Raw genomic sequence first — 25,649 nt, forward strand, 5'->3', positions numbered from 1 at the left:
TTTTGTGATTTCAAGAAAGAAGGGAATCCAATGGTAAAAATGAAAACAATGGACGGCAACACAGCTGCTGCGTATATTTCCTACGCATTTACCGATGTTGCTGCAATTTATCCTATTACTCCGTCCTCACCGATGGCTGAGGTTGTCGATGAATGGGCTGCCCAAGGCAAAAAGAACATTTTCGGACAAACCGTTAAGCTGATGGAAATGCAGTCTGAGGCAGGTGCCTCCGGCGCAGTTCACGGCTCTCTGCAGGCAGGTGCGCTGACTACTACCTACACCGCATCTCAAGGCTTGCTGCTGATGATTCCTAATATGTATAAAATGGCCGGCGAGCTGCTGCCCGCAGTTTTCCACGTTTCCGCACGTGCACTGGCAACAAGCTCTCTGTCTATCTTCGGTGACCACCAGGACGTTATGGCTACCCGTCAGACCGGCTTCGCATTATTGGCTGAAGGCAGCGTACAAGAGGTTATGGATCTGGCAGGCGTAGCACATCTGAGTGCTATCAAAGGCCGTGTACCGTTCCTGAACTTCTTCGACGGCTTCCGTACCTCTCACGAAATCCAGAAGATTGAGGTTATGGATTATGCTAATCTCGAAAAGCTGCTGGATAAGGATGCGGTAGACGCATTCCGTAAACGCGGCCTGAACCCGGATAATCCTGTTATCCGCGGCACCGCACAAAACCCGGACATTTACTTCCAGACCCGCGAGGCTGTTAACACCTATTACAATGCTCTGCCGGAAATCGTAGAGGATTACATGGGCGAAATCAGCAAGCTGACCGGCCGTGAATATCATCTGTTCAACTACTACGGCGCTGAGGATGCAGAAGATGTTATCATCATCATGGGCTCTGCTTCCGAAACCGTACGCACTGTTGTTGAAAAGCTCAACGCAGAAGGCAAAAAGGTTGGCGTACTCGTAGTTCACCTGTATCGTCCTTTCAGCATCGAGCACTTCATGGGCGCAATTCCGCAAAGCGTAAAACGTATCGCTGTACTGGACCGCACCAAAGAGCCGGGCGCTTTCGGCGAACCGCTGTATCTTGATGTACGTGCTGCCTTCTATGCAAGTGACCGCAAGCCTATGATTATCGGCGGCCGTTACGGCTTGGGCTCCAAAGACCTGCTGCCCGGCGATATCGTAGCTGTATTCGATAATCTGGCAAGTGCAGAACCGAAAAACAACTTCACCATCAGCATCACTGATGATGTAACCAATACCTCTCTGCCGTGCGTCGCAGGCATTGACGTAACTCCTGCAGGCACCAAGGGCTGCAAATTCTGGGGCTTGGGCAGTGACGGTACCGTTGGTGCCAACAAGAGCGCTATCAAAATCATCGGTGACCACACCGATATGTACGCTCAAGGCTACTTCTCCTACGACAGTAAAAAATCCGGCGGCGTAACTGTTTCCCATCTGCGCTTCGGTCATACTCCGATTATGGCACCGTACCTGATTGATGCTGCCGATTTTGTTGCAGTACACAATCAGTCCTATGTTCATAAATACGATGTAACCGCAGGCCTGAAAAAAGGCGGCACCTTCCTGCTGAACTGCAACTGGAGCGCTGAGGAGCTCGACGCACAGCTGCCCGGTCAGCTCAAACGCTACATCGCTAAGAACGATATCAAATTCTACATCATTGATGCTGTTAAGATTGCTCAGGAAATCGGTCTGGGCGGCCGCATCAACATGATTATGCAGTCTGCTTTCTTCAAGCTGGCTGATATTATTCCTCTGGCTGACGCTGTTAAATACCTGAAGGATGCTGTTGAGCATTCCTACGGCAAGAAGGGCCAGAACATTGTCGACATGAACAACGCTGCTATCGACAAGGGCATTGACGCTATTGTTGCTGTTGATGTTCCCGCAAGCTGGGCTGAGGCCGGCGATACTGCTGCCGAAGCTGCAACCGGCAACGAATTTGTTGACAAGCTGCTCGTTCCGATGAACAAGCTGGAAGGCGACAAGCTGCCGGTAAGTGCTTTTGCTGATTATGCAGACGGCACCTTCCCGAGCGGTACTGCTGCTTACGAAAAACGCGGCATTGCTATCGATGTACCGGAATGGCAGATGGACACCTGTATCCAATGTAACCAGTGCGCTTTCGTTTGCCCGCATGCTGCTATCCGTCCGGTTCTCATGACCGAGGAAGAAGCTGCCAAGGCTCCGGCAACTCTGCCGAGCAAGCCTGCTATCGGCGCAAAAGGCCTGATGTTCAGCATGAGCATCTCTCCGCTTGATTGCACCGGCTGCGGCAACTGCGCTCAGGTATGCCCGGCTCCGAAAGCCAAGGCTCTCGTTATGAAACCGCTCGATACTCAGCTTGATAAAGCTGCTGCATGGGAATACAGCCAGAAGGAGGTTGCTCCGAAGGCAAATCCGCTCAACAAGAAGACCATGAAGGGTATTCAGTTCGAGCAGCCGCTGCTTGAGTTCAGCGGTGCGTGCGCAGGCTGCGGCGAAACTCCGTATGCTAAGCTCGTAACCCAGCTGGTTGGCGACCGTATGATGATTGCCAATGCAACAGGCTGTACCTCTATCTGGGGTGCATCCGCTCCGTCCATGCCGTACACCAAAAACTGCAAAGGCCATGGTCCGAGCTGGGCAAACTCCCTGTTCGAGGATAACGCTGAATATGGCTTAGGTATGTTCCTGGGCGTTAAACAATCCCGTGAGCGTGTAGAAGACATGGTAAAAGCTATGCTGGAAGGCGAGCTGCCTGAGGATCTCAAGGCTGCGCTGACCGATTGGCTGGAGCATGTCAACGACAGCGAAGGCACCCGTGAGCGTGCCGAAGCGCTGACTGCTGTACTGGAAAAATACAAAGACAACTGCGATAAATGCGCTGCTCTGTATGACGAGAAGCAATTCTTCGTTAAACGCAGCCACTGGATCTTCGGCGGCGACGGCTGGGCTTATGATATCGGCTACGGCGGTCTGGACCATGTACTGGCATCCGGCGAGAATGTCAATGTTATGGTATTCGATACCGAGGTATATTCCAACACCGGCGGTCAATCCTCCAAATCTACTCCGACTGCGGCAATCGCTAAATTTGCTGCCAGCGGCAAAAAGACCAAGAAGAAAGACCTTGGCATGATGGCTATGAGCTATGGCTATGTATATGTTGCACAGGTTGCTATGGGTGCCGACAAGAACCAGACTCTGAAGGCTATTGCCGAAGCAGAGGCTTATGACGGCCCGTCCCTGATTATTGCTTACGCACCTTGCATCAACCACGGTCTGAAGGTTGGCATGGGCTGCAGCCAGCTCGAAGAAAAACGTGCTGTTGACTGTGGTTACTGGGCAACCTACCGCTTCAATCCGGAACTGAAGGAGCAAGGCAAGAATCCGTTCATTCTGGACAGCAAAGAGCCTACCGCAAACTTCCGTGACTTCCTCATGGGCGAAGTTCGCTTCAGCTCCCTGCAGAAGATGTTCCCGGATACTGCGGAAGCATTGTTCGAAAAGACCGAGAAGGACGCAATGACTCGTCTGGACGGCTACAAAAAGCTGGCAGGCAAGGAATAAAATTCTTGCTTAATAAAAAATAAGCCGTGCTGCGTAAGCAGCACGGTAAAAAGAAAAATAAAGAACTCTCTATGTGCCCTGCTTATGCAGTGCCTCGTAGGGAGTTCTTTTTATGCTTAAAAACAAAGAAAATCCCGGCATGGCTTCTTCAAAAACCATAACCGGGATTCTTTTCATTAAGTAATCAAAGCGCTGCTATTTTACCAGTGCTGCCAAAGCTTCCTTATCGTGCAGGCCGACTGCGGATTTCACCAGCTTGCCGCTTTTGAAAACCAGCAGGCTGGGGATGCTCATGATAGCAAATTTTTCTGCCAGCTCCGGATTATCATCAACGTTGCATTTGGTAATCTTGATATCGCTGTGCTCCTGAGCAAAGGCTTCCAGAATCGGAGCTTGCATACGGCAGGGGCCGCACCAAGATGCCCAAAAATCAACGAGAACTGGTTGGGTAGAATTGGTAACCTCCTGCTCAAAGTTTGCTGTAGTAATTTCTAATGCCATAATTATCACTCCTTAGGTGTTTTTGTAAAACTTTTAGTTATTTTTCGTCTGTCTTATGATGACGTAAAAACTTTAACGCTGCCAAGCCGGCGCGTGCGCCTTCGTGTACTGCCTTAGCTACCTGCATCAGTCCGCCTGTGCAGTCGCCGGCAGCGAAAAGTCCGGGGATGTTAGTCGCTCCGTCGCCGTCGATACGGATGAAGCGTCCGTTCAGCTCTGCGCCAAGCTTGTGCGCCATATCGGTGCTGTCTGCCGTGCCCAGAGCGATGAACAAGCCGTCGACGGCCAGCGTGCTGCCGTCGGTAAAGCGGATGCTGCTGAGCCTGCCGTTGCCTTCTACTGCCTGCAGCACGGAGGTGTTTACCTCAAAGCCTGCAGCCTTGGCTGCGTCGCCGCTTTGACCATTGGTCAGGATAGTGACGCTGCCTGCCAGCTGCTTAAGATAAGCCGCCTCGTGCAGAGCATAGGCGCCGTTGCCTAAAACCGCCACCCGCTTTTTGCGGAAGAAGAAGCCGTCGCAGACGGCGCAATAGCTTATGCCCTTGCCCTCCAGCTCGATAAGACCGGGAAGGTTGAGCGTAATATTCTTGCTGCCGGTAGCCAGAACAAGAGCTTCCGTCTGCAGCGGCTCGGCTGTGTTTTTTAAACTGAGCGTGAAGCAGTCGGTGTATTCAACGCCGAGAACTTCATCCTGCAAAATTTCTACGCCCAGAGAGCGTGCCTGCTCCAGTCCTGCCGCATAAAGCTTGGCGCCGGAAGCGGCAATGCCGTAATAGTTATCGATTTTATGTGCCTTGGCCAGTGCGCCGGGGCCGTTTTCAATGATGCATACCTTTTGACCGGCGCGCGCCAGATAAAGAGCAGCACTTACTCCGGCGGGACCGCCGCCGATAATAATCGCTTGCTTAATGTTGTTAGTCATAGGCAGCCTCCTGTAAATATAAACTGAGATAAAATGGAAAATTATTCTTTATTTTATTATAACTCAGTTTGCAAAATTTTTCTGCAAAATAATAGTGAATTAGCAGTTGGCAGAGGTGCTGTTATCTTTTGGCTTATCAGCTTCGGCGTGTGCGTTGACAGGCTGCTCGGTAACATTTTCCTGCAGCGGAGTTTCAAAATAAAGACTGGTGCTGGGGAAGGCGCAGCTTACGCCGACTTCTTCCAAAAGTTCCAAGGTATGCAGGTTGATTTCCTGCATAATGTTGAGGTATTCGAGGTGCTTGCCTGTTTTGGCGTAGCAGACAACACGTATATCAAGGCTGCTGCTGTTGTAGGTGAGGAAATGAACGCGTACATCATTTTCGTCAATAAGCGTGAGATCCTCCAGATAATTTTTCAGCTTGAAGATAAATTCCTCGATTTGGGCAGCCGTTGTACCGTAGGTCAGGCCAAGCGTAAAGTCGATGCGGCGGCGTTCGCGCAGCGTATAGTTGGTAATCGGCGTGTTGCTGAGGAGGGAGTTCGGAATATAAACAAGCTCCTGCGGAAAGGTGCGGATACAGGTGCTGCGGAAGGAAACGCTTTCTACGATGCCTTCAATGCCGTTGGCTTTAATCCAGTCGCCGATTTTAAAGGGCTTATCGAGCAGGATTATCATACTGCCGAAAACGTTGGCCAATGCATCCTTGGCTGCAAATGCAACAGCCAAAGAGCCGATACTGAGGGAAGCGATGAAGGCGCTGATGTCATAATTCCATTCGCGGGCTACGGTTACAAAGCCCAGCATGATGATAATCATGCGGAAAACAGTCGCGAGAATGTTGGCGATAGCTTCATCGGTCTGGATGCCGAATCTTTCCAGCAAATCGAAGAAAACGCCGTGCGTTGTATCAATCAGGTTATAAAGGCCCCAGAAAAAGTTGGTGACAATGATTGTGCGCAGGATGCGGTCGGTAAAGCTTACATCATGTATTGATGCCAACGGCGACAGGTTGATTGCCGCATAGAACGCAATAATAAAGAGCGCAATGTTGATAGGTGTTTCGAAGGCGTTAAGAAAATCCTCGCCGTAGCTGAAGGAAACCTTGTTATTCAGACGGCGTAAAAGGCGGATGAAAAAGTTTTTATAAATGTAGCGGACAACGGTAAAGAAAAGAAAGGCACTTATGGAAGGGTACCAGGGTTTAAGAGTAAGCAATATATCGTTCACGAGGGAACCTCCTTGGTTAAGAATTTTTCAGCTTAACTAATTTTAGCATTTTCTGTGTTGCTGCACAACGATTTTACATTTATTTCTAATTCTCGTGACACTTTAGTAAACTTGTATGTTTATGATTGTGGTATAATTAATACAATATAAATAGACGGAGGCATGTTATGGAACTGCTGGTTGAACGTACATTTGCAATCTTCATAGCTATATCGGGACCGATACTGACAATATTCGACCTTCCGGGGAATACTTTGCTTTTACTGACATCTTTGATGTTTGCTTTTTTTGATGAGGTACTTTATTTTAACGGCAGACTGCTGTCTGCTATGGTGCTCATTTATGCTTTGGGCGAGTTTTGGGAGTTCTGCGTCGGCCTTTTCGGCATCAAGCGCAGTAAGGTATCCTGGTTCGCGGTTATTTTCATTGCTTTGGGAAGCTTTGCCGGCACTCTGCTCGGTACATTGATTTTTCCGATATTAGGCTCGTTGCTTGGCGGCATGGCCGGTGCCTTTGCGGCTGCGTTTGCCTATGAGCTGGCGCATACGGGTGTTTCGGCGGCTGCTATGCAGTTGGCGTGGACGGCAGCGAAGATGCGCTTTTTTGCAATGGTCGGCAAGCTGGCAGCAGGTATTGCTTTAGCTGCTCTGCTCTTGAAGCAGGTAGTATTTTTTTAAATATATAATATAATTTAATGAGAGGTGTACAATATGGGATTTACTTTCGCACATAACAACTTTAACGTATTGGATTTAGAAAAAAGCCTGAAGTTTTACGAGGAGGCTCTGGGCCTGAAGGAGGATCATCGCAAAGAGGCTGCGGACGGAAGCTTTATTCTGGTGTATCTGACTGACGGCAAAACTCCGCATCTGTTGGAGCTTACCTGGCTGCGCGACCGCAAGGAGGCTTATAATCTGGGCGAAAATGAATTCCATCTGGCATTTTTGGTAGATGATTACGAAGCAGCGCATGCTAAGCATAAGGAAATGGGCTGCATTTGCTACGAAAATCCTGCTATGGGAATTTACTTTATTACCGACCCTGATAATTATTGGCTGGAAATTGTACCGAAGAACAAATAAGCGCATAAATAAGCGTCAAGGTCCGGGAGGTAGATGACATGAAACACAAGCTGTGTCTGCATGGACTGGAAGTAAAAAACCAGGCGCAGCTGCTTAATCTTGTGAAAAGGCTGCTGCCTGGCAGTACCGTTAAGGTAAAAATCAAAGAAAAATATTTTAACGATAATGATATGTACAAATATCGCCTGACACGTTTTACGCCGGAAAATATTGACGGTGTGCGCTTGTATTGTGCCTGGGGCACTCTGCTTGTGAGCGATAAGCTGCTGGCGATAGCGGATATCATCATTGAATTTGAATATCAGAATACGGAAGCGGTAGAGGCTGTTGACAGTCTGCTGCAGAAGCTGCTGGCCTCCAAAACAAAATTTGTGCTGGAGGAGCCGGATTTTTCGCAGCGACTGGACCAGCTGCGCGGCTGCTTTGATCAAAAGCAGCTGGCGGCCTACGATGCAGACAGCGCTATGAGCCTGCTGTATTGTCATCTTCCCTGGCAAGTTTATTATGTAAGCAAGCTGTGGCAGGAGGTTTTGAGCCGTGGCCCGGAACGCAGCCTGCTGCGTCAGCTGCGGGTAAAGCTCAGACGTCTGCGCTCGCTGCTGACGCTGTGCAAGCCGCTGTTGCCTGAGCAGGAGGCGGTGCATTGGCAGGGAGTGCTGAAGGCACGCACTAATCTTTTGGGTGATGTGCGGGAGTACGATGTGGCGCTGCAGATCTGCTCACGCCTGCAGCGCAGCCGGGAGCAGGCAGAAGCAGTGCTGCCGCAGCTTACGGCTCTACTGACGCAGCTGCGCAGTACGGCGGCAACTAAGGCGCTGCGCGGGCTGAGGCTGAACCGCTTGACGTTGGAGCTGGCCCGTTTGCTTTTGTGGCTGTACAGTGTGCCTGCGCCTGAAAAGGAGCTGACATTGTCAGAGTTTTTGTCGCGTCGTTTCGGTAACTGGTATGACAAGCTGATGGAGCTGCCGGAAAAATATCCTGACCTGCATAATATGGAGCAGCTGCACCGCATCCGCATCAAGCTCAAGCGCTTCCGTTATGCGCTGCAGAGCGTGCCGGAGCTGGCTCCGGAAGCACGCCTTTTGCGCAGTCTGAAGTATCTGCAGGATATGCTGGGCCTGCTGCACGATGATTATATCAACACCCTGATGGTGGAGAAGCTGGTGGCGGCACATCCGAAAACCAAGGAACTGCGCTATGAGGTAGCCTTGTTCAGCGGTTGGGAGCAGGCCAAGGCTGATGCGGCGCTGGAAGCATTGCCGCAGCAGTGGGAAGCCTTCAGCAGCCAGCTGACGGAATGGAAAAACAAAAATCTTTAGTGCTGTGCTTAAGCTATGATTAAACTTATCAGTAGAAAAGATTTGTAAAGTTTTTATGGTAGTGCTTGCACTTGTTGGTACGAAAGACTATAATTAAACACATATTAAGCATATGGGAGGAGAGATTTTCCATGAAAAAAATATTAATGCTGGTTACAATGATTATGATGTTGGCTGTCAGCGCAGTTTGCAGCGCATCCAACGGCAAGGTTCTGGACGCCGAGGAAGTTATTGTTGACAAATTTATCAACGGCGGCAACTATAAGGCAGTTACCTCCATGATGACCGAGGATATGCAAAAGAACTGGGATGAAAAAGCATACAATAATCTGCATGCACAGCTTGCTAAGGATTTCGGTAAGCTGACCACCAACCAACTGATGGTTGTGGAAAAGCACAATGGCGCAGACGTACTGCTGTATCATGTTGTCGCAGAGAAAAAACCGGCTGCCCGCTTCATATACCTTTTCAAGCTGAACGGCGAGAAGCCTATGCTGAATGATTTCAGTGTAATGCTGCCGCAGCAGAAAGAAGCAGTCAAAGAAGAAGCTAAAAAATAAATTTTACATTAAAAAGCTGACGACAGAGCTATACTATGGCAGTATACTCTGTCGTTTTTGGTTGATTTTTTTAGCTTGCTGTTATAGTAAATCCTGCACTTCCTTATGCAATTTCTTGACTGTACTTTATAGCTGTTATATAATATTGAAGAATATAAGAGGTCTTTTAGTGCAGAAAAGTTTAATGGCATTAGATTGACAAAAATCTTGTAGGGCTTGCGACCTTTCGATCATAATGGTGTGGCGAAACGGTGCAGGCTCTATCTTGTTTATGGAGGCACGTACTATGCAGCCGGTAAAAATTCGTATTTTGAGTACAACGAAGGATGAGGGTAGTGAGGCTCAGGCTTCTGAACAAAAGTATAAGGGTATGATGACGGAAAAAGGCGGCAAATACTACGTAATCTATAAGGAGGATGAACAGTCCGGTCTGGATAACACCAAGACAACGCTGAAATGGGACGATGAGCACGTTATTGTCATGCGTAGCGGCAGCGTAGATCACAGACAGGAATTCCGCCGTGGATATGTAGATAAAAGCCTTTATCAGACACCGTATATGAAAATTCCTCTGACGACGGAAACCAGTTATGTATATACCCATTTCCGCAACGGCATGTGGCAGCTGGAAATGGAATATACCTTGTATCATGATGAGAAGCCTTATGGCGAGATGAAGATTTTAATTGAGGTTGAGGAAATTTAATATGAAAATAGGCTTTGATAATCAAAAATATTTGACCATGCAATCTGAGCATATCAGAGAGCGCATCAGTAAATTCGGCGATAAGCTTTATCTGGAATTCGGCGGCAAGCTGTTCGATGATTACCATGCTTCCCGCGTACTGCCGGGCTTTGCTCCGGACAGTAAGCTGCAGATGCTTCTGCAGCTGGCGGATCAGGCAGAGATGATTATTTCCATCAATGCCGATGATATTGAAAATAACAAGGTGCGTCACGATTTAGGCCTGACCTACGATTTGGACGTACTGCGTCTGGTAAAGGTTTACCGTTCTAAGGGACTTTATGTCAGCAGCGTTGTTATTACGCAATATAAGGGCCAGAAATCTATCGAAAGCTTCAAGAATAAGCTGGAGGCTTTGGATATCAAGGTTTATTACCATTATCCGATTGAAGGCTATCCGCATAATGTGGAGCATATCGTCAGCGATGCTGGCTATGGCCAGAACGACTATGTAGAAACTACACGTCCGTTGGTAGTTGTTACTGCTCCCGGTCCCGGCAGCGGCAAAATGGCTACCTGCCTGTCGCAGCTGTATCATGAAAATAAGCGCGGCATTAAGGCCGGTTATGCCAAATTCGAAACCTTCCCTATCTGGAATCTGCCGCTGAAGCATCCTGTAAACATGGCTTACGAGGCTGCTACGGCAGATCTGCAGGATGTTAATATGATTGACCCCTTCCATTTGGAGGCTTATGGCGTAACCACGGTAAATTATAACCGTGACGTTGAAATTTATCCTGTACTGGCAGCAATTTTTGAAGGCATTTACGGCTATTGCCCGTATAAATCGCCTACGGATATGGGTGTTAATATGGCAGGCAACTGCATCTGTGATGATGAGGTCTGCTGCGAGGCATCGCGTCAGGAAATTATTCGCCGCTATTATCAGTCCCTGAACCGTCTGGCTCTGGATGAGGCTACCAAGCAGGAGGTTTATACGCTGGAGCTGCTGATGAAACAGGCTAAGGTCAGCGTAAATGACCGCCGCGTTGTTACCGTAGCCAAGGAGGTTGCGGAAGAACGCAAGTGCGCTGTTATTGCGCTGGAACTTGCCGATGGCAGAATCGTAACAGGCAAAACTACGGATTTGCTGGGACCTGCCAGTGCCGTGTTGCTGAACGCTATTAAGGAACTGGGCGGTATTGCGGATGAAATGCACCTGATTTCGCCGACCTACATCAACCCGATTCAGAATCTGAAAACACGCTACCTTGGCAGCAGCAATCCGCGTCTGCATATGGATGAGGTGCTGATAGCGCTTTCCATGTGTGCCGCAACGGACAGTCTGGCTAAGCTGGCGCTGGAAAAGCTGCCGGAGCTGAAGGGCTGTCAGGCTCACTCTACCGTTATGCTGACAGAGGGCGATTTCAAGGTATTCAAAAAGCTGGGCGTTGAACTGACTAATGACCCTATTTACGAAACAAAATAAGCAATAAATAAAGAGAAGGAGAGATTTTGCTTTGGATATAAAGGATTTATTAGCCGCTGCCATTAAAGATGCAGCGCAAAAAGCTATCGATAATGGCACTTTGAAACCGGGTACTTTGCCCGAGGTTATGCTGGAGGTTCCGCCGCAAAAGGAATTCGGCGATTTTGCAACAAACTTTGCAATGCAGTCTGCCCGTAGCCTGCATTGTGCACCACGTCAGATTGCACAGGCTGTTGTTGATAATCTGGACTGTGCTTCTGTAGATAAAATGGAAATTGCCGGCCCTGGCTTCATCAATTTCTATCTGAAACAAAACTGGACCGCTGATTTGCTGGCAGGCATTCTGGCTGCCGGTGAAAACTACGGCAATCTGCCTGCTAACGGCTTGGGCCGCGTTCAGGTTGAATATGTAAGCGCAAATCCCACCGGCCCGCTGCATGTAGGTCATGCCCGCGGTGCTGCAGTTGGCAGTGCTATGGTTAACCTGCTGCGTGCTGCAGGCTACGATGTTGAAAGCGAATATTATATCAATGACGCCGGCAACCAGATGAACAATCTGGCAAACTCCGTTAATGCACGTTACCTGCAGCTGCTGAAGCTGGAGGAAATGGGCGGCGTTCCTGCCGACCTGACCGTTAAGCAGCTGGACGAAATGCCGACCGGTATTCCTTTCCCGGAAAACGGTTATCATGGCTATGATATCATTGAAACCGCTCAGCGCATTATCCGTATCTACGGTAAGGAATTCGTTGCTTTAGAGGAAAAAGAGCGTCTGGCAAAATTCCTGGAAATTGCTTATAAAGAAAAGCTGGCAGGCCTGAAAGAAGATCTGGAAGCTTTTGGCGTAACCTTCGATGTATGGTTCAGCGAGCAATCCCTGCATGATGCCAATAAAATCCGTGAGGCTTGCAAATTCCTTGAGGAAAAAGGCTGCGTTTATGAAAAGGACGGCGCAAAATGGTTTAATTCCACCGCTTACGGCGATGACAAGGACCGCGTTGTTATCCGTGACAACGGCGTGTCCACCTACTTTGCTGCCGATATTGCATATCATCGCAACAAATTCGAGCGTGGCTTCGACCGCATCATCAACCTGTGGGGCGCTGACCACCACGGTTATATTGCCCGCGTGAAGGCTGCTGTAAGTGCTTTAGGCTTTGATGCTGATAAGCTGGAGGTGCTGCTGCTGCAAATGGTACGTCTGTATCGCAACGGCGACATCGTTAAGCTGTCCAAGCGTACCGGCGAAACCATCACTCTGCGCGAGCTGATGGATGAGGTTGGCGTTGATGCGGCACGTTACTTCTTCTGCATGCGCTCCTTAGACAGCCAGCTTGATTTTGATATGACTCTGGCTACCGAAAAATCCAATGAGAACCCGGTTTATTATATCCAATATGCGCATGCGCGTATCTGCAGCATTGCCCGTCAGCTTGCAGAAGCAGGCATTGAGGCTGTAGCTTTAGACGAGCTGAAGCTGGATACTCTGCAGGCTCCCGAAGAGCTGGCGCTGGTTAAAAAGCTGGGCGAATATCCGGAACTGCTTGCCCGTGCAGCTCGCGAACGCGCTGTACATCATGTGGCAACCTATACCTACGAGCTGGCAACTTTGTTCCACTCCTTCTATAACCAATGCCGTATTTTGGGCGTAGATACAGACTTACAACAAGCCCGCATTGCTTTGGTGAAGGCAGTTGGTCACACCATCCGTCATGCTTTGGGTATTCTGGGCGTTTCTGCTCCGGAAAGAATGTAATTTAAGAAATTCTTTTGCAGGTGGCAGAGTCCTTGGGCTTTGCCGCCTGCAGTGAGTTTAGATACAATTTAATATTTTTATTGTGCTGTAGCATTTTATGAAATCTGAGGGGGTTAAAAATCATGACTACTAATACCAAGTATATTTTTGTGACAGGCGGCGTTGTTTCTTCTTTGGGCAAGGGCATTACTGCTGCGTCTTTGGGCCGTTTGCTGAAAAGCCGCGGCTATAGGGTTACTATCCAGAAGTTCGACCCGTATATCAATATTGACCCGGGCACAATGAGCCCGTATCAGCATGGCGAGGTTTTTGTAACTGACGATGGTGCGGAAACTGACCTTGATTTGGGACATTACGAACGCTTTATTGATATCAACCTGTCCAAAAACTCCAATACAACTACAGGCAAGATTTACCAGAGTGTAATAAATAAAGAACGCCGTGGCGATTATCTTGGCGGTACCGTACAGGTTATTCCGCATATCACAAATGAAATCAAAGAGCGTGTTTTCCGCGTAGGCCAACAGGATAATGCCGACTTCGTTATTACGGAAATCGGTGGTACTGTAGGTGATATTGAAAGCCTGCCGTTCTTGGAAGCCATCCGTCAGGTAAAAAAGGATGTCGGCAAGAACGATGTGCTTTATATTCATGTTACACTGGTACCGTATATTTCCGCAGCCGGTGAGCTGAAAACCAAACCGACTCAGCACAGCGTCAAAGAGCTGCGCAGCATCGGTATTTCTCCTGATATTATCGTTTGCCGCAGTGAAAAGCCTATTTCCAAGGAAATGCGCGAAAAAATGGCTATGTTCTGCGACGTTGATCCGGACGCAGTTATCCAAAACCTTACCGCAAGAAGCATTTACGAGGTACCGATGCTCATGGAGGAGCAGGGACTTGATACCATTGTTTTGCGCAAGCTGGAAATGGAGGACAAGCCGAAGGATATGCAGGGCTGGCATGATATGGTGGCCCGCATCCTGAAAAAATATGACAAGAAGGTAACTATCGCCGTAGTCGGCAAATACGTTGCTTTGCAGGATGCCTATATTTCTATTACGGAATCCTTGCGTCATGCCGCAGTTGCCAATGAAGCCGAGCTTGATATCCATTGGGTAAATGCTGAAGAAATCGAAGCAGATGATACGGATATGGATAAGGTTATGGCCGGTGTTGACGGCATTCTGGTTCCGGGCGGTTTCGGTAACCGTGGTATTGAAGGCAAGATTAAGGCTATTCAATATGCACGTGAGCACAAGATTCCGTTCTTCGGTATCTGCCTGGGCATGCAGTGCGCAGTAATTGAATTTGCCCGTCACGTCTGCGGTATGGCTGATGCCAACAGCTCGGAGTTCAATCCGAACAGCACACATCCTGTTATCGACCTGATGCCGGAACAGATTGATGTTGAGGATTTGGGCGGTACGATGCGTCTGGGACTGTATCCGTGTAAGGTTTATCCCGATACGCTGACCAGCAAGGCTTACAATGCAGAGCTGATTTACGAACGTCATCGTCATCGTTATGAGTTCAATAATGCTTTCCGTGAAGAAATTGTTGGCAAGGGATTGGTTCTTGGCGGCACACTGCCTAATGGCCGCCTGGTAGAGATTGTTGAATTGCCTGAGAGCGAGCATCCGTGGTTCCTCGGTGCGCAATTCCATCCGGAATTTAAATCCCGCCCGACAAATCCGCATCCGTTATTCAGAGAGTTTGTAGGTGCGGCGGTAAAACATCACAAATAAGGTTATCTTGAAAGCGCTGAGCTTAAGCCAACGCTGCTTTCGGAAAATAAGAATACTCCTCTTAGGCACCTTAGGCGCAATTGCCGTAAGGCATACGCCTGAGGGGAGTTTTTGCTTATGTTATACTAAAAATTAGGGAGGAGAGTGATTGAATGCTTAAGAAAATTTTTATCAGTGCGGTATTGATTCTGGCTGTGTTGAGCTTTGTCGTTTCGTTGCTCAAGGGGAATAACAATGCCGAGAAAACTGTTACTGTACCTGACCGTGTGGCCGTAATCAATATTTCCGGTACAATTATCAGCGGTGCGGACAGCAAGGACAATATTTTCAGCCAGACCAGCGGTGTAACAAGCGGCAGCATTATGAAGCAGATTCGTGAGGCAGCGGCTGATGACAGTGTCAAGGCCTTGGTTCTGCGTATCGACAGCGGCGGCGGCAGTGCTACGGCTGCCGAGGAGGTCGGACGTGAGCTGAAGCGCTTTAAGGAGAAAACCAAAAAGCCGATAGTTGCAACTATGGGCAATACCGGTGCCAGCGCTGCCTATTGGATTGCAGCCTGCGCCAGTGACAAGGTTTATGCCAACGCTACAACGCTTACCGGCAGTATCGGTGTGTATATGCCGTACATGAATACGGAGGAGCTGTTCAAGAAAATAGGCATCACCAGCAATAAGATTAAAAGCGGGCCCTATAAGGATATTATGAGCAGTGACAGACCGATGACACCGGAGGAGCAGGCTATTTTGCAGAACATCGTCAACGAAATCTACGAGCAGTTCGTGACAACTGTTGCCGTAGGACGCAAGATGGAAGAAAGCAAGGTAAAATCCTTGGCTGACGGCCGCGTTTATACCGGTCTGCAGGCTAAGAATCTGGGCCTGGTAGACGAAATTGGTGATTATTACGATGCGCTTGCCGCAGCAGGCGAATTAGGCAAAATTAAGCCTGGTGCCGACGGCTTGCCGCCGGTGAAGGCTAAGGAAAAACAGCAGCCGTGGGAGTTTCTGCTCAGCGCTCATATTGCGGAGCTGATTAAAACAGAGCTTGTAAACCAGCTGACAGGCAGTCTGCAGCAGAGCGGGGCGCCGGCAGGCGGTATGACGAGGTGATGAGCTATGAGGCGCAAAACCTTTGAGGTACTTTTTGAGCCCGGTGCAGGCATGGCTGCGATTGCCAAGCAGCCTTCTCTTTGGCGCAGTGCTTTTTATTTCACTCTCAGCTTCAGCTTTTTTGGCGTAGCAACAAATTGCTGGCTGCTGGATTCGCCGTTGGAGGTGCGCTTCGGCATTATTATTGCTACGGTGCTGATTGCGGGAACAGCTTTAACGCTTTACGGTTTTTTGCTGCACGGCATTATGGAAACCTTCGGTGCGCTGGCAGGCGACCCTGTCGGGCTCATCTGCCTTTTGGGGTATACGACGCTGCCGTTTTTGCTGCTCACACCGGGGGCCTTGCTTGCGGGCAGGATGGGGCTTAACGGCTTGCCACTTTTAGGTGTGCTGTTTCTTATAGGCTGTCTGTGGATGCTGTATCTTCTGGTGCGGTCATTGGAGGCAGTGTACCTTGTAGATGCCTTCCGTGCAGGTGTAACCGTGGTGTTCAGCCTGTTTTTGCTGTATATTGTTTTTGTTTTACCGTGGCAGGTTTGCTTGATGCTGTTGCTGTAAATAAAATTTAGATTGATTAATCAGAATAAACGTGGCATAATAAAGATTGGACATGTAGTTAATTCTTTGTGCTGTGCAAGCAGTGCTATTACTATATTGAATTTATATTAAGGAGTGTTGTGAAGAATGAACAGAGAGCTTTCTTTGGAATTTGTACGTGTAACCGAGGCTGCAGCTATTGCCTGCGGTCATCTTGTAGGCAGAGGCGACAAGAACGGGGCTGACGGTCTGGCTGTTGACGCTATGCGCGCAGCTTTTGATACCGTAAACATTAAAGGTACCGTTGTTATCGGCGAAGGCGAAATGGATGAAGCACCGATGCTGTATATCGGCGAAGAAGTAGGTGCCGGCGGCCCTGAGGTTGATATCGCTGTTGACCCGATTGAAGGTACTAACCTGGTTGCTAAAGGACAAAACGGCGCTATCGCAGTTATTGCTATCGCTCCGCGTGGCTGCCTGCTGCATGCTCCTGATATGTACATGGATAAAATTGCTGTCGGCCCCCGTGCTAAAGGCTGCATCGACATCAATGCTCCGATTAGCGAAAACCTGGCACGTGTTGCTAAAGCTATGGACCGTAAAGTAAGCGACCTGAACGTAGTTCTGCTGGACCGCGAACGTCATTACGGCCTGATGGACGAAATCCGTAAAGCCGGCGCTCGTATCTCCCTGATTACCGACGGCGACGTTAACCCGATTGTTGAATGCTGCATCGAAGGCAGCGGCGTGCATATGTACGTTGGTAAGGGTGGCGCTCCGGAAGGTGTTCTGGGTGCTGCTGCTGTTAAATGCCTGGGCGGCGATATGCAAGCTCGTCTGGTTCCCGAAGACGAAGCTCAGGTTCAACGTTGCCTGAAGATGGGCATTGCTGATGTTAACAAGGTGCTGACTCTGGATGATCTGGTAAAAGGCGATGACTGCATGTTTACTGCTACCGCTATTACCAACTGCAACATGCTGAACGGCCTGCGTTACTTCGGCGACGGCGTACGTACCCATACTATTTCTGCCCGTTACAAAACCGGCACCGTACGTTTTGTTGATGCTATTCACAGCCTGGACCGCAAAGTACTTGCTGTTAAGCTCTGATTTTAAAACAGATTATAGGGCTGTTACGTCTGTAACAGCCCTATTTATCAATTTGTATAGCCTATGGAAAATTTATTAGTCAATAAGGTTGCCGCTGTCAAGGAAGTGCGGCAGGCGGCCGAATATCAAAAGAAAAAACAGGCCTGTATTTTAACCGGGTTGGCTGGAAGCAGCAAGCCGGTCTTTTTTGCTGCCGCCGATAAGCTGTTGGGCGGCAAGGGCAGTATGGCCTTTATTACTGCTTCGCGTGAGGAAATCCGTACCTATCGCCGCGAGCTTAACTATCTGTACCCCGATTTGCCGATGCAGGAGCTTTATCCTGTAAGCCTGCCGCGTGTGCAGGCTGATACGCAGAGTTTGGAGCTGCAGGCCGGACGTGCGGCAGCACTGCGCTTTCTGAGCGGTGAGGAGCGTGGCATTGTTTTCATTACGGCGGAGGCGCTGCAGCAAAAGCAGCTGCGTCCGAGCGGTATGTCCGGCAAGGCGCTGCAGCTCGCTGTGGGCGAGGAGCACGAACAGCGTAATATAGCTGCCGCGTTGCTTGATTTGGGCTATGAGCGTACGGAGCAGGTTGATGCTTTGGGACAGTTCTGCCTGCGCGGTGATATTCTGGACGTGTACCCTATTAACAGCAGTGCTGCGGTGCGCATCGAATGGTTCGACAACGAGCTTGACGCTATGCGTAGCTTTGATGTTGACACCCAGCGCAGTTTGCAGACTCTCACCAGTATCAAAATCGCTCCGCTGAAGGTAGATGAAAGCTTCAGCTATGATGCCGATATCTTTGAATATTGCGCTGCGGATACTATGGTAGTTGTTGATGAGCCGGTGCATGTTTTCAGTATGCTGGAAAAGCTGGACAAGGAAAACAAGGAGCATGCCTCCGAGCTTTTCGGCAAGCAGGAGCTTATAGAGCAGCTTGCAGCCAACGGTGCTGTGCTTGTATCGGCGTTGGGACACAGCTATCTGCAGCAGCTGCCTTCGCTGAATATACCGGTGCGCGCGGTTGCGCCGTATAATAAGAATACTAATTTGCTGGTGGATGATTTGCAGAACTGGCTGGCGGAGGGAATTACGCCGCTGATTATGCTTTCCGGCAGCATTAAGGCCCGTGGCTTTGCGGATAATCTGCGCAACTACGGCCTAAAGGGACATTTTGCCCAAAAGAGCTTTGAGCCAGGAGTTGTCAATGTTACCTACGGCGATTTGGATCACGGCTTCCGCTTCTGGGATGAAGAATGGCTGCTGCTGACGGAAAATGATATTTTCGGCATGCAGAAGCGCAAACGCTTGCATACTAAAAACCAGGGGCAGCAGCTGCAGTATTTTTCGGATATCAAGGCCGGAGATTATGTTGTTCATAAGGTTCATGGTATCGGACGTTATATAGGCGTAGAAAACGTCGAGGTTGACGGCATCCACCGTGATTATCTGCTTTTGGCCTATGCCGGAGATGATAAGCTGTATGTTCCGGTAGAGCAGGTCGGTATGCTGCATAAATATGTCGGCAGCGAGGGCAGTGTGCCGCGTCTGTCGAAAATGGGCGGCAATGACTGGAAACGCACTACGGCCAAGGCTGCTAAGGCGATTACGGAGCTGGCGGAGGAGTTGCTGCGTTTATATGCACAGCGGCAGATTATGCCGGGCCATGCCTTTTCACCGGACTGTCAGCTGCAAAAGGACTTTGAAGCAGCCTTTCCTTACGAGGAAACACCGGATCAGCTGAAGGCGATTGCCGAAATCAAGGCTGATATGGAAAAGCCGCAGCCGATGGAACGTCTGCTCTGCGGTGATGTCGGCTACGGCAAAACAGAGGTGGCCTTGCGTGCTGCCTTTAAGGCTGTGCTTGACGGTAAGCAGGTGGCGGTATTGGCACCTACAACAGTGCTGGCACAGCAGCATTATATTACCTTCAAGGAGCGCGTGCGCAATTTCGGCGTAGAGGTTCGCCTGCTGAACCGTTTTTGTACACCGAAGGAGCAGCGCACTGTTCTGCAGGAGGTTGCCGACGGTAAGGTTGATATTCTTATCGGTACGCACCGTCTGCTGCAGCCTGATGTGAATTTTACCAGCCTCGGCCTGCTGATTATCGATGAGGAGCAGCGCTTTGGCGTTGCCCAAAAGGAAAAAATCAAGAAATGGCATCTCGGCATAGATGTCTTGTCGCTTTCGGCAACACCTATTCCGCGTACTCTGCATATGGCGCTGGTCAACGGCCGTGATATGAGCGTTATCGAATCGCCGCCGGAGGACCGCTTGCCTGTTGAAACTTATGTCAGCGAATATAATGACGGCATGATTAAGGAGGCGCTGGAGCGTGAGCTGCGCCGCGGTGGCAGAATTTACTATATCAGCAACCGCGTCAGCGCTTTGGAGCCGTTGGCTGCCAAGCTGCGCCGTCTGGTGCCGGGCATCAGCATCAAAATTGCCCACGGACAGATGAATGAGGATGCTTTAGAGGATGCCATGATTACCTTCTATGAAGGCGGCTGTGACGTGCTTTTGTGTACGACGATTGTGGAAAATGGTCTGGACGTACCGTTGGCGAATACGATTATTATCGACGGTGCCGACAACTTCGGCCTTTCGCAGCTCTACCAGATGCGTGGCCGTGTAGGACGCAGCTCGCGTCTTGCTTATGCTTACTTTGTTTATCAGCCTAATAAGGCGCTGAGCGAAATTGCTGAAAAGCGTCTGCAGGCTATCGGTGATTTTACGGAGCTGGGCGCAGGCTTTAAGATTGCTATGCGCGATCTGGAAATCCGCGGTGCCGGTAATCTGCTGGGACCGCAGCAGCACGGACATATTACCGGCATAGGCTTTGCCGCTTATTGCGAGATGCTGGAAAAAACCATTGAACGTCTGAAAAACGGCAAGGAGGCCGAGCCGGAGCCGGAGCCGGTTCTGGAAATTCAGGCAGAGGCCTATATTCCGGACAGCTATATTCCGGATCCGCGTTATAAAATGGAGCTGTATCGTCGCTTCAGCGAGCTGGAATATTCACAGCGGGAGGATTTTCTGGACGAAATTATCGACCGTTTCGGCAATCCGCCGCCGGAGGTGGAAATGCTCTGGCGTTTGGCAGCGCTTAAGGGCTTGTGCCGAGTGCTGAAAATCCGTGGCGTAAATGTGCATCAGGGTATTATCCGCCTGACCTTCGGCGAGAAGGCACAGGTAAACCCGGAGGCAGTGCTGAAGCTGCTGATGCAGCATCCTAAGACGATGACATTGAAAAACGGTCAGGAGCAGCAGCTGACGTACAGAATGGGTACGTCAAAGCAGGAGCCCCTGGCGTGGCTGGAGCAGACCTTGCCTGCTCTGATATTGGAAGATTGATTAAAGGAGGTGAAAGCAGGAGATGAGCAGTGATAAATTTTTGCGCGGCGCGATGATTCTGACATTGGCAGGACTGATGGTAAAGGTTATCGGTTCTGTGAACCGCATCCTGCTTTCACGTCTGCTGGGCGGCGAGGGTATCGGTCTTTACCAAATGGCTTATCCCGTATACCTTTTGCTGCTTGCGATTTCTGCGGCCGGCATTCCGGTGGCAATATCGATTATTGTCGCAGGCTTTCTGGCGCAGAAGGACTATGCTAATGTGCGTCAGGTGTTTCGCGTTTCGCTGCGCCTGATGGCCTGCGTGGGTGCTGTGCTGGCGGTTTGTCTGGTGCTGGCGGCGGGCTGGCTGGTTGATGCCGGCGTGATTACCGATGCGCGTGCCTACTATTCGCTTATAGCGCTGACACCGGCGATTTTCTTTGCTACGATTCTGGCCAGCTTCCGCGGGTATTTTCAGGGACATCAGCTGATGACACCGCCTGCGGTATCACAGATTGTGGAGCAGTTCATCCGTGTAGTGACAATGGTGGTTCTGGCGTATGTGCTGCTGCCCTACGGTTTGGAATACGCTGCTGCCGGCGCTGCCTTCGGCGCTGTGCCGGGTAGCTTGACCGGTCTTGTGGTTATGGGCTGCTTTTATCGCTATTACCGTAAGCAGTGGCAGGCTGATGCAGTAAAGGTGCAGGAACCTGCTGCCGAGCTTGTGCGCAGCAGTAAGCTGATTAAGCGCTTGTTGCTGCTGGCGCTGCCAGTGTCCTGCGCTAATATCCTTGTGCCTGTTACCAGCAGCATTGATGTATTGCTGGTGCCCGGCCGATTGATTGACAGCGGTTTTAGTGTGGCGCAGGCGACGGCGCAGTTCGGTTATCTGGCAGGCATGGCACAGCCCTTGCTCTTAATGGCGACGATACCGACAATGTCGCTGGCAACAAGCCTTGTGCCGGCTGTTTCCGAAGCCTTTGCTTTGAATAAATGGCAGATTATCGAGCAAAAGGCGGCAACCGCTATGAAGCTGTGCTGCCTGATAACTGTGCCTGCTTCCGTAGGCATGTGGGTGCTGGCGGAGCCTATCAGCCGTCTGCTGTACGGCACGGCGAAGGCCGGCGTTGCTATTATGCATTCGGCGCCTGCCATATACCTTTTAGGCCTGCAGCAGGTGACAACCGGTATGCTGCAGGGAATGGGGCACACCAATCTGCCGATGCTGAATATGCTTATCGGTATTGTAGCCAAGCTGGTTGCTGTCTGTCAGCTGACGAATGCGGAATACGGTATTGCCGGCGCAGCGTGGGCAACGAACATAAACTTTGGCGTGACGGCGCTGTTGAATATTATAGCGTTGTATAAATTAAGTATAAGATTTTCCTGGCTCAGTATTGCGAAAATCATCGCCGCAGCAGCGGTGATGGGCGCTGTTGCTGTAGAAGCGCACACGCTGCTTGGCGGTGTATCGCCTGCTTTGGCAACAATCGCCGCTATGCTGGCTGCCGGGATAAGCTATATCATATTGCTGCCGCTTTTAGGCGTGCTGAACAGACAGGAGCTGCGTCAGCTGCCGGTAGTGAAACGATTTTTTAAATAATTAAGAAAGAAGGCGTACTATCATGGGAACAATTACAATTGTCGGCTTAGGCCCCGGTGCTGTGGGACATCTTTCATTGGAAACTATGGGACTGCTGCAAAACTGCGCTCAGGTTATCCTGCGCACGGCGGTGCATCCCACCGTTGCCGAGCTGGAAAAGCAAAACGTAAAATTTACCTCATGTGACGATTTATACGAAAAGGCTGCTTCCTTTGAGGAGGTATATAACAGCGTTGTCGAGCGTGTGTTGGCAGCAGCGCAGAACGGTGATGTTGTTTACGCCGTACCCGGAAGCCCGCTTGTTGCGGAAAAAACCGTTGTTTTAATGCGTACCGCTGCGAAGGCGCAGGGCATTAAGCTGGTTATTAAGCCTTCCATGAGCTTCTTGGACTTGGCTTACGTTGAGCTTGGCATCGACCCGATTGCCGGCCTGCAGATTATTGACGCGCAGGATTTTGCGGAGATTGCAAGTGCAGGTCAGCATCCGCTGATGATTACTCAGGTTTACAGCCAGATGGTTGCCGGTGATTTGAAAATTGCGCTGATGGATGTACTGCCTGACGAATACGAAATTTATTTCCTGCGCAATCTGGGGTTGCCTGATGAGGAATGCCGTCCGATTAAGCTGTACGAGCTGGACAGACAGCCGAACATTGACCATCTTACGAGCGCTTATGTTCCGCCGATGCCTGAGGGAGCAGAGGATACTGTATTTGAAAATGTTGATGATGCGGAAGCTGTTCCCGGTATTATTACCTTTGGCGACGATGAGGACGAATTTGCCGAAGAAGGCGAAGAAGGCTATGCAGAAGACTTTTTGCCGGAAGCAGGCTTTGATGATTTCGACATTCAGCCCTTGGCTGATGTTATGCGTACCCTGCGCGAGCCTGACGGCTGCCCTTGGGACAGAGAGCAGACACATAAATCTATCCGCAGCAATATGATTGAAGAGGTTTACGAATATCTGGAGGCTGTGGATGCTGACGATGTTGATGGCATGCGTGAGGAGCTTGGCGACGTGCTCATGCAGGTTGTTTTCCATGCCCGCATGGCACAGGAAGCAGGCCGCTTTGATCTGCAGGATGTTATCGACGAGGTTGTAGATAAGCTTATCCGCCGTCATCCGCATGTTTTCGGTGATACCCATGTCGACAACAGCGATGATGTACTGGTAAATTGGGAGGCTATCAAAAAGCAGGAAAAACAGGAGCGCAAGCATGTATTGGACGGCGTATCTCAGGGATTGCCGGCGCTGCTGCGTGCCTATAAGCTGCAGAGCAAGGCTGCCAAGGTAGGCTTTGACTGGCAGGACAGCGCATCCGTATGGGCTAAGGTACAGGAGGAGCTGGGCGAGCTGCAGGAGGCTTTGCAGGCAGGCGACAAGGCTGCTGCCGAGGGTGAGCTTGGCGATGTGCTGTTTGCTGTGGTAAATTATGCGCGTCATAACGGTATCGAGCCTGAGGTTGCTTTGGACGGCACCAATAACCGTTTCGCTTCCCGTTTTAATTACGTGGAAAAGCAGGTGGAAGTCAGCGGCAAAACATGGCAGGATTTCACTTTGACCGAGCTGGATGAATTTTGGAATCAGGCTAAGGAATTGGAGCGCAAGTAAGGCTTACAAGGCAATTTGGCAATAAAGTTACTAAAATAATGCTATTTTTGGCTTATTTTATAAATATTTTCGGAAAAGGCTTGCAGGAAAACGTTTGACAGTGTAGAATACTATTGCAAGTTAAATTTGAGTTACGTTACGAAGTTACGTGCTCCGCAAGCATTTGCCAAGCATTTGCAATAATAACTAAAGTCATAATTAAGGAGGAATTTTTGATGAACAAGACTGAATTGATCGCAGCTGTTGCTGAAAAAGCCGGCTTAACCAAAAAAGATGTTGAAAAAGCTATCACCGCTACTCTGGAAACCGTTAAAGAGGTAGTTGCTAAGGGTGACAAAGTACAAGTAGTAGGCTTTGGTACTTTTGAAGCACGTGCTCGTAAAGAACGTGAAGGTAAAAATCCGCAAAATGGTGAGAAGGTAGTTATTCCTGCTGCAACCATCCCTGCTTTCAAAGCCGGCAAAGCTTTCAAGGATGCTGTTAACGTAAAATAATAAGCTGTTTTAGTGCTTTAGGCCCGGCAGCTGCTGCCGGGCTTTTCTAAAAAATATACTGCGGAATACTCAATGCTGGGGGGCTTTGATATGGTTAGACGTCGTGTAAGACATAAATCTAAAGCTTTTAATGTCTTTATGATGCTGCTGTTTGTTGCCTGCCTGTTCGTTATCGGCAAGCAGGAGTATTCTATTTATCAGATTAAACAGGAACAGGCTGCTACACAGCAACGTATTGCTGCTTTACAAAAACAGAAGACTGAGCTGGAGGCAGAGCGTAAACGTCTGGATGACCCGCGTTATATTGAAAAGCTCGCCCGTGAGGATTACAACATGGTGGGTAAAGACGAGGTGCCGCTGTTTATAGTTGATGAGAAAAAATAAGGCAGAACAAGAAATGATAGCTTTTGTTCTGCTTTTTTTATTGACACCATGAAAAATTAAAGAGTATAATACAAGAGTATTAAGAATTTTTAAGGGGGATTTTTTTCTCGATGTCACTTGAAGTAGGTGCAATTGTAGAGGGTGAAGTTACAGGTATCACCAATTTTGGCGCATTTGTCCAACTGCCTGAGGGCAAGGTTGGCCTGATTCACATTTCTGAGGTTTCTAATGTTTATGTAAAAGACGTGCATGACTTTTTAAAGGAGCACGACAAGGTTAAGGTTAAGGTATTATCTGTAGATGATCGCGGCAAAATTGGTCTGTCTATTAAACAGCTCACACCGCCGCCGGCTCCGCAACCGAGACCGCAGCGTCCGCAAAATGATAACCGCGAGCGCCGCAACAACAATGGTATGCGTCCGCAAGGCGACAATCGTGAACGCCGTGGCGGTATGCGTCCGCAAAGCGCAAGACCTATGGCTCCCGTTTCCTTTGAGGATAAATTATCTAAATTCCTGAAAGACAGCGATGACCGTATGCTGGATTTAAAACGTAATACTGAGTCCAAACGCGGTGGTCGTGGTGCCAGACGTGATAAATAAGCAAGCTGGTAATTAATGAAATGGCACTCCTGAGAGTGCCTTTTC

21 protein-coding genes are annotated in these 25,649 nt (G+C 49.5%); 18 read left to right on the forward strand and 3 right to left on the reverse strand.

Translation table 11 applies throughout. The annotated features are described in order from the left end of the window. Positions 1-30 precede the first annotated feature (30 nt). Entirely contained in the window at positions 31-3,543 is a 3,513-nt protein-coding gene (gene nifJ / locus KAH19_RS05730) for a pyruvate:ferredoxin (flavodoxin) oxidoreductase (RefSeq protein ID WP_210683758.1), read from the forward strand. 195 nt (positions 3,544-3,738) lie between these two features. Here the strand turns inward: nifJ and trxA are convergent, their stop codons facing one another. The 3 genes from trxA to KAH19_RS05745 all read right to left on the reverse strand — a co-directional run bounded on the left by trxA (position 3,739) and on the right by KAH19_RS05745 (position 6,196). Continuing rightward, positions 3,739-4,044, reverse strand: a complete 306-nt coding sequence (gene trxA / locus KAH19_RS05735) for a thioredoxin (RefSeq protein ID WP_210683760.1) — start codon at positions 4,042-4,044, stop codon at positions 3,739-3,741. A gap of 37 nt (positions 4,045-4,081) precedes the next feature. Continuing rightward, entirely contained in the window at positions 4,082-4,966 is an 885-nt protein-coding gene (locus tag KAH19_RS05740) for an NAD(P)/FAD-dependent oxidoreductase (RefSeq protein WP_210683761.1), read from the reverse strand. Positions 4,967-5,065: 99 nt separating this feature from the next. Next, positions 5,066-6,196: a mechanosensitive ion channel family protein gene (locus tag KAH19_RS05745; protein WP_210683762.1), complete on the reverse strand. Its 1,131-nt coding sequence runs from the start codon at positions 6,194-6,196 to the stop codon at positions 5,066-5,068. 167 nt (positions 6,197-6,363) lie between these two features. Between KAH19_RS05745 and KAH19_RS05750 the strand changes: the two genes are divergently transcribed. The 17 genes from KAH19_RS05750 to KAH19_RS05830 all read left to right on the forward strand — a co-directional run bounded on the left by KAH19_RS05750 (position 6,364) and on the right by KAH19_RS05830 (position 25,604). After that, on the forward strand, positions 6,364-6,873 hold the full coding sequence (locus KAH19_RS05750) for a DUF456 family protein (RefSeq protein ID WP_210683763.1): 510 nt from the start codon (positions 6,364-6,366) through the stop codon (positions 6,871-6,873). A 33-nt stretch (positions 6,874-6,906) separates the two neighbouring features. Further along, a complete protein-coding gene (locus KAH19_RS05755; RefSeq protein WP_210683765.1) occupies positions 6,907-7,278 on the forward strand; it encodes a VOC family protein in 372 nt (123 codons plus the stop codon). A gap of 38 nt (positions 7,279-7,316) precedes the next feature. Beyond that, complete coding sequence (locus KAH19_RS05760; RefSeq protein ID WP_210683766.1) at positions 7,317-8,597, forward strand: CHAD domain-containing protein; 1,281 nt, start codon at positions 7,317-7,319, stop codon at positions 8,595-8,597. Between the two features lie 131 nt (positions 8,598-8,728). Further along, positions 8,729-9,157 carry a hypothetical protein gene (locus tag KAH19_RS05765; protein WP_210683768.1) on the forward strand — a complete coding sequence of 143 codons (429 nt, stop codon included), beginning with the start codon at positions 8,729-8,731 and terminating at the stop codon, positions 9,155-9,157. A gap of 286 nt (positions 9,158-9,443) precedes the next feature. After that, positions 9,444-9,863 carry a DUF1934 domain-containing protein gene (locus tag KAH19_RS05770; protein WP_210683769.1) on the forward strand — a complete coding sequence of 140 codons (420 nt, stop codon included), beginning with the start codon at positions 9,444-9,446 and terminating at the stop codon, positions 9,861-9,863. A gap of 1 nt (position 9,864) precedes the next feature. Further along, on the forward strand, positions 9,865-11,331 hold the full coding sequence (locus KAH19_RS05775) for a DUF1846 domain-containing protein (protein WP_210683771.1): 1,467 nt from the start codon (positions 9,865-9,867) through the stop codon (positions 11,329-11,331). A 31-nt stretch (positions 11,332-11,362) separates the two neighbouring features. Next, on the forward strand, positions 11,363-13,087 hold the full coding sequence (argS, locus tag KAH19_RS05780; protein ID WP_210683772.1) for an arginine--tRNA ligase: 1,725 nt from the start codon (positions 11,363-11,365) through the stop codon (positions 13,085-13,087). 122 nt (positions 13,088-13,209) lie between these two features. Then, positions 13,210-14,835 carry a CTP synthase gene (locus KAH19_RS05785; RefSeq protein WP_210683773.1) on the forward strand — a complete coding sequence of 542 codons (1,626 nt, stop codon included), beginning with the start codon at positions 13,210-13,212 and terminating at the stop codon, positions 14,833-14,835. 152 nt (positions 14,836-14,987) lie between these two features. Then, positions 14,988-15,944 (forward strand): signal peptide peptidase SppA, encoded by a 957-nt coding sequence (gene sppA / locus KAH19_RS05790; RefSeq protein WP_210683775.1) that lies wholly within the window; start codon positions 14,988-14,990, stop codon positions 15,942-15,944. A gap of 6 nt (positions 15,945-15,950) precedes the next feature. Next, on the forward strand, positions 15,951-16,502 hold the full coding sequence (locus KAH19_RS05795; RefSeq protein WP_210683777.1) for a YIP1 family protein: 552 nt from the start codon (positions 15,951-15,953) through the stop codon (positions 16,500-16,502). A gap of 126 nt (positions 16,503-16,628) precedes the next feature. Continuing rightward, positions 16,629-17,591: a class II fructose-bisphosphatase gene (glpX, locus tag KAH19_RS05800; protein ID WP_210683779.1), complete on the forward strand. Its 963-nt coding sequence runs from the start codon at positions 16,629-16,631 to the stop codon at positions 17,589-17,591. Positions 17,592-17,654: 63 nt separating this feature from the next. Continuing rightward, positions 17,655-20,927, forward strand: a complete 3,273-nt coding sequence (gene mfd / locus KAH19_RS05805; RefSeq protein WP_210683780.1) for a transcription-repair coupling factor — start codon at positions 17,655-17,657, stop codon at positions 20,925-20,927. Between the two features lie 22 nt (positions 20,928-20,949). Next, positions 20,950-22,512 (forward strand): polysaccharide biosynthesis protein, encoded by a 1,563-nt coding sequence (locus KAH19_RS05810; RefSeq protein ID WP_210683782.1) that lies wholly within the window; start codon positions 20,950-20,952, stop codon positions 22,510-22,512. A gap of 22 nt (positions 22,513-22,534) precedes the next feature. Continuing rightward, entirely contained in the window at positions 22,535-24,124 is a 1,590-nt protein-coding gene (mazG, locus tag KAH19_RS05815; protein ID WP_210683783.1) for a nucleoside triphosphate pyrophosphohydrolase, read from the forward strand. A 215-nt stretch (positions 24,125-24,339) separates the two neighbouring features. Then, positions 24,340-24,618: an HU family DNA-binding protein gene (locus tag KAH19_RS05820; protein ID WP_246869304.1), complete on the forward strand. Its 279-nt coding sequence runs from the start codon at positions 24,340-24,342 to the stop codon at positions 24,616-24,618. Positions 24,619-24,708: 90 nt separating this feature from the next. After that, positions 24,709-25,002: a septum formation initiator family protein gene (locus tag KAH19_RS05825; protein ID WP_210683786.1), complete on the forward strand. Its 294-nt coding sequence runs from the start codon at positions 24,709-24,711 to the stop codon at positions 25,000-25,002. Between the two features lie 110 nt (positions 25,003-25,112). Then, positions 25,113-25,604, forward strand: a complete 492-nt coding sequence (locus KAH19_RS05830) for a S1 domain-containing RNA-binding protein (protein ID WP_210683787.1) — start codon at positions 25,113-25,115, stop codon at positions 25,602-25,604. The last annotated feature ends 45 nt before the right edge of the window (positions 25,605-25,649 follow it).

Origin of the sequence: Phascolarctobacterium sp. Marseille-Q4147 (genome assembly GCF_017968825.1) — a bacterium.
In the GTDB taxonomy this organism is placed as follows: Bacteria; Bacillota; Negativicutes; order Acidaminococcales; family Acidaminococcaceae; genus Phascolarctobacterium_A.

Coding starts and splice junctions, on each gene's coding strand:
- nifJ (WP_210683758.1), top strand. CDS start 31: ATGGTAAAAATGAAAACAATGGACGGCAACACAGCTGCTGCGTATATT.
- trxA (WP_210683760.1), bottom strand. CDS start 4,044: ATGGCATTAGAAATTACTACAGCAAACTTTGAGCAGGAGGTTACCAAT.
- KAH19_RS05740 (WP_210683761.1), bottom strand. CDS start 4,966: ATGACTAACAACATTAAGCAAGCGATTATTATCGGCGGCGGTCCCGCC.
- KAH19_RS05750 (WP_210683763.1), top strand. CDS start 6,364: ATGGAACTGCTGGTTGAACGTACATTTGCAATCTTCATAGCTATATCG.
- KAH19_RS05755 (WP_210683765.1), top strand. CDS start 6,907: ATGGGATTTACTTTCGCACATAACAACTTTAACGTATTGGATTTAGAA.
- KAH19_RS05760 (WP_210683766.1), top strand. CDS start 7,317: ATGAAACACAAGCTGTGTCTGCATGGACTGGAAGTAAAAAACCAGGCG.
- KAH19_RS05765 (WP_210683768.1), top strand. CDS start 8,729: ATGAAAAAAATATTAATGCTGGTTACAATGATTATGATGTTGGCTGTC.
- KAH19_RS05770 (WP_210683769.1), top strand. CDS start 9,444: ATGCAGCCGGTAAAAATTCGTATTTTGAGTACAACGAAGGATGAGGGT.
- KAH19_RS05775 (WP_210683771.1), top strand. CDS start 9,865: ATGAAAATAGGCTTTGATAATCAAAAATATTTGACCATGCAATCTGAG.
- KAH19_RS05785 (WP_210683773.1), top strand. CDS start 13,210: ATGACTACTAATACCAAGTATATTTTTGTGACAGGCGGCGTTGTTTCT.
- sppA (WP_210683775.1), top strand. CDS start 14,988: ATGCTTAAGAAAATTTTTATCAGTGCGGTATTGATTCTGGCTGTGTTG.
- KAH19_RS05795 (WP_210683777.1), top strand. CDS start 15,951: ATGAGGCGCAAAACCTTTGAGGTACTTTTTGAGCCCGGTGCAGGCATG.
- glpX (WP_210683779.1), top strand. CDS start 16,629: ATGAACAGAGAGCTTTCTTTGGAATTTGTACGTGTAACCGAGGCTGCA.
- mfd (WP_210683780.1), top strand. CDS start 17,655: ATGGAAAATTTATTAGTCAATAAGGTTGCCGCTGTCAAGGAAGTGCGG.
- KAH19_RS05810 (WP_210683782.1), top strand. CDS start 20,950: ATGAGCAGTGATAAATTTTTGCGCGGCGCGATGATTCTGACATTGGCA.
- mazG (WP_210683783.1), top strand. CDS start 22,535: ATGGGAACAATTACAATTGTCGGCTTAGGCCCCGGTGCTGTGGGACAT.
- KAH19_RS05820 (WP_246869304.1), top strand. CDS start 24,340: ATGAACAAGACTGAATTGATCGCAGCTGTTGCTGAAAAAGCCGGCTTA.
- KAH19_RS05825 (WP_210683786.1), top strand. CDS start 24,709: ATGGTTAGACGTCGTGTAAGACATAAATCTAAAGCTTTTAATGTCTTT.
- KAH19_RS05830 (WP_210683787.1), top strand. CDS start 25,113: ATGTCACTTGAAGTAGGTGCAATTGTAGAGGGTGAAGTTACAGGTATC.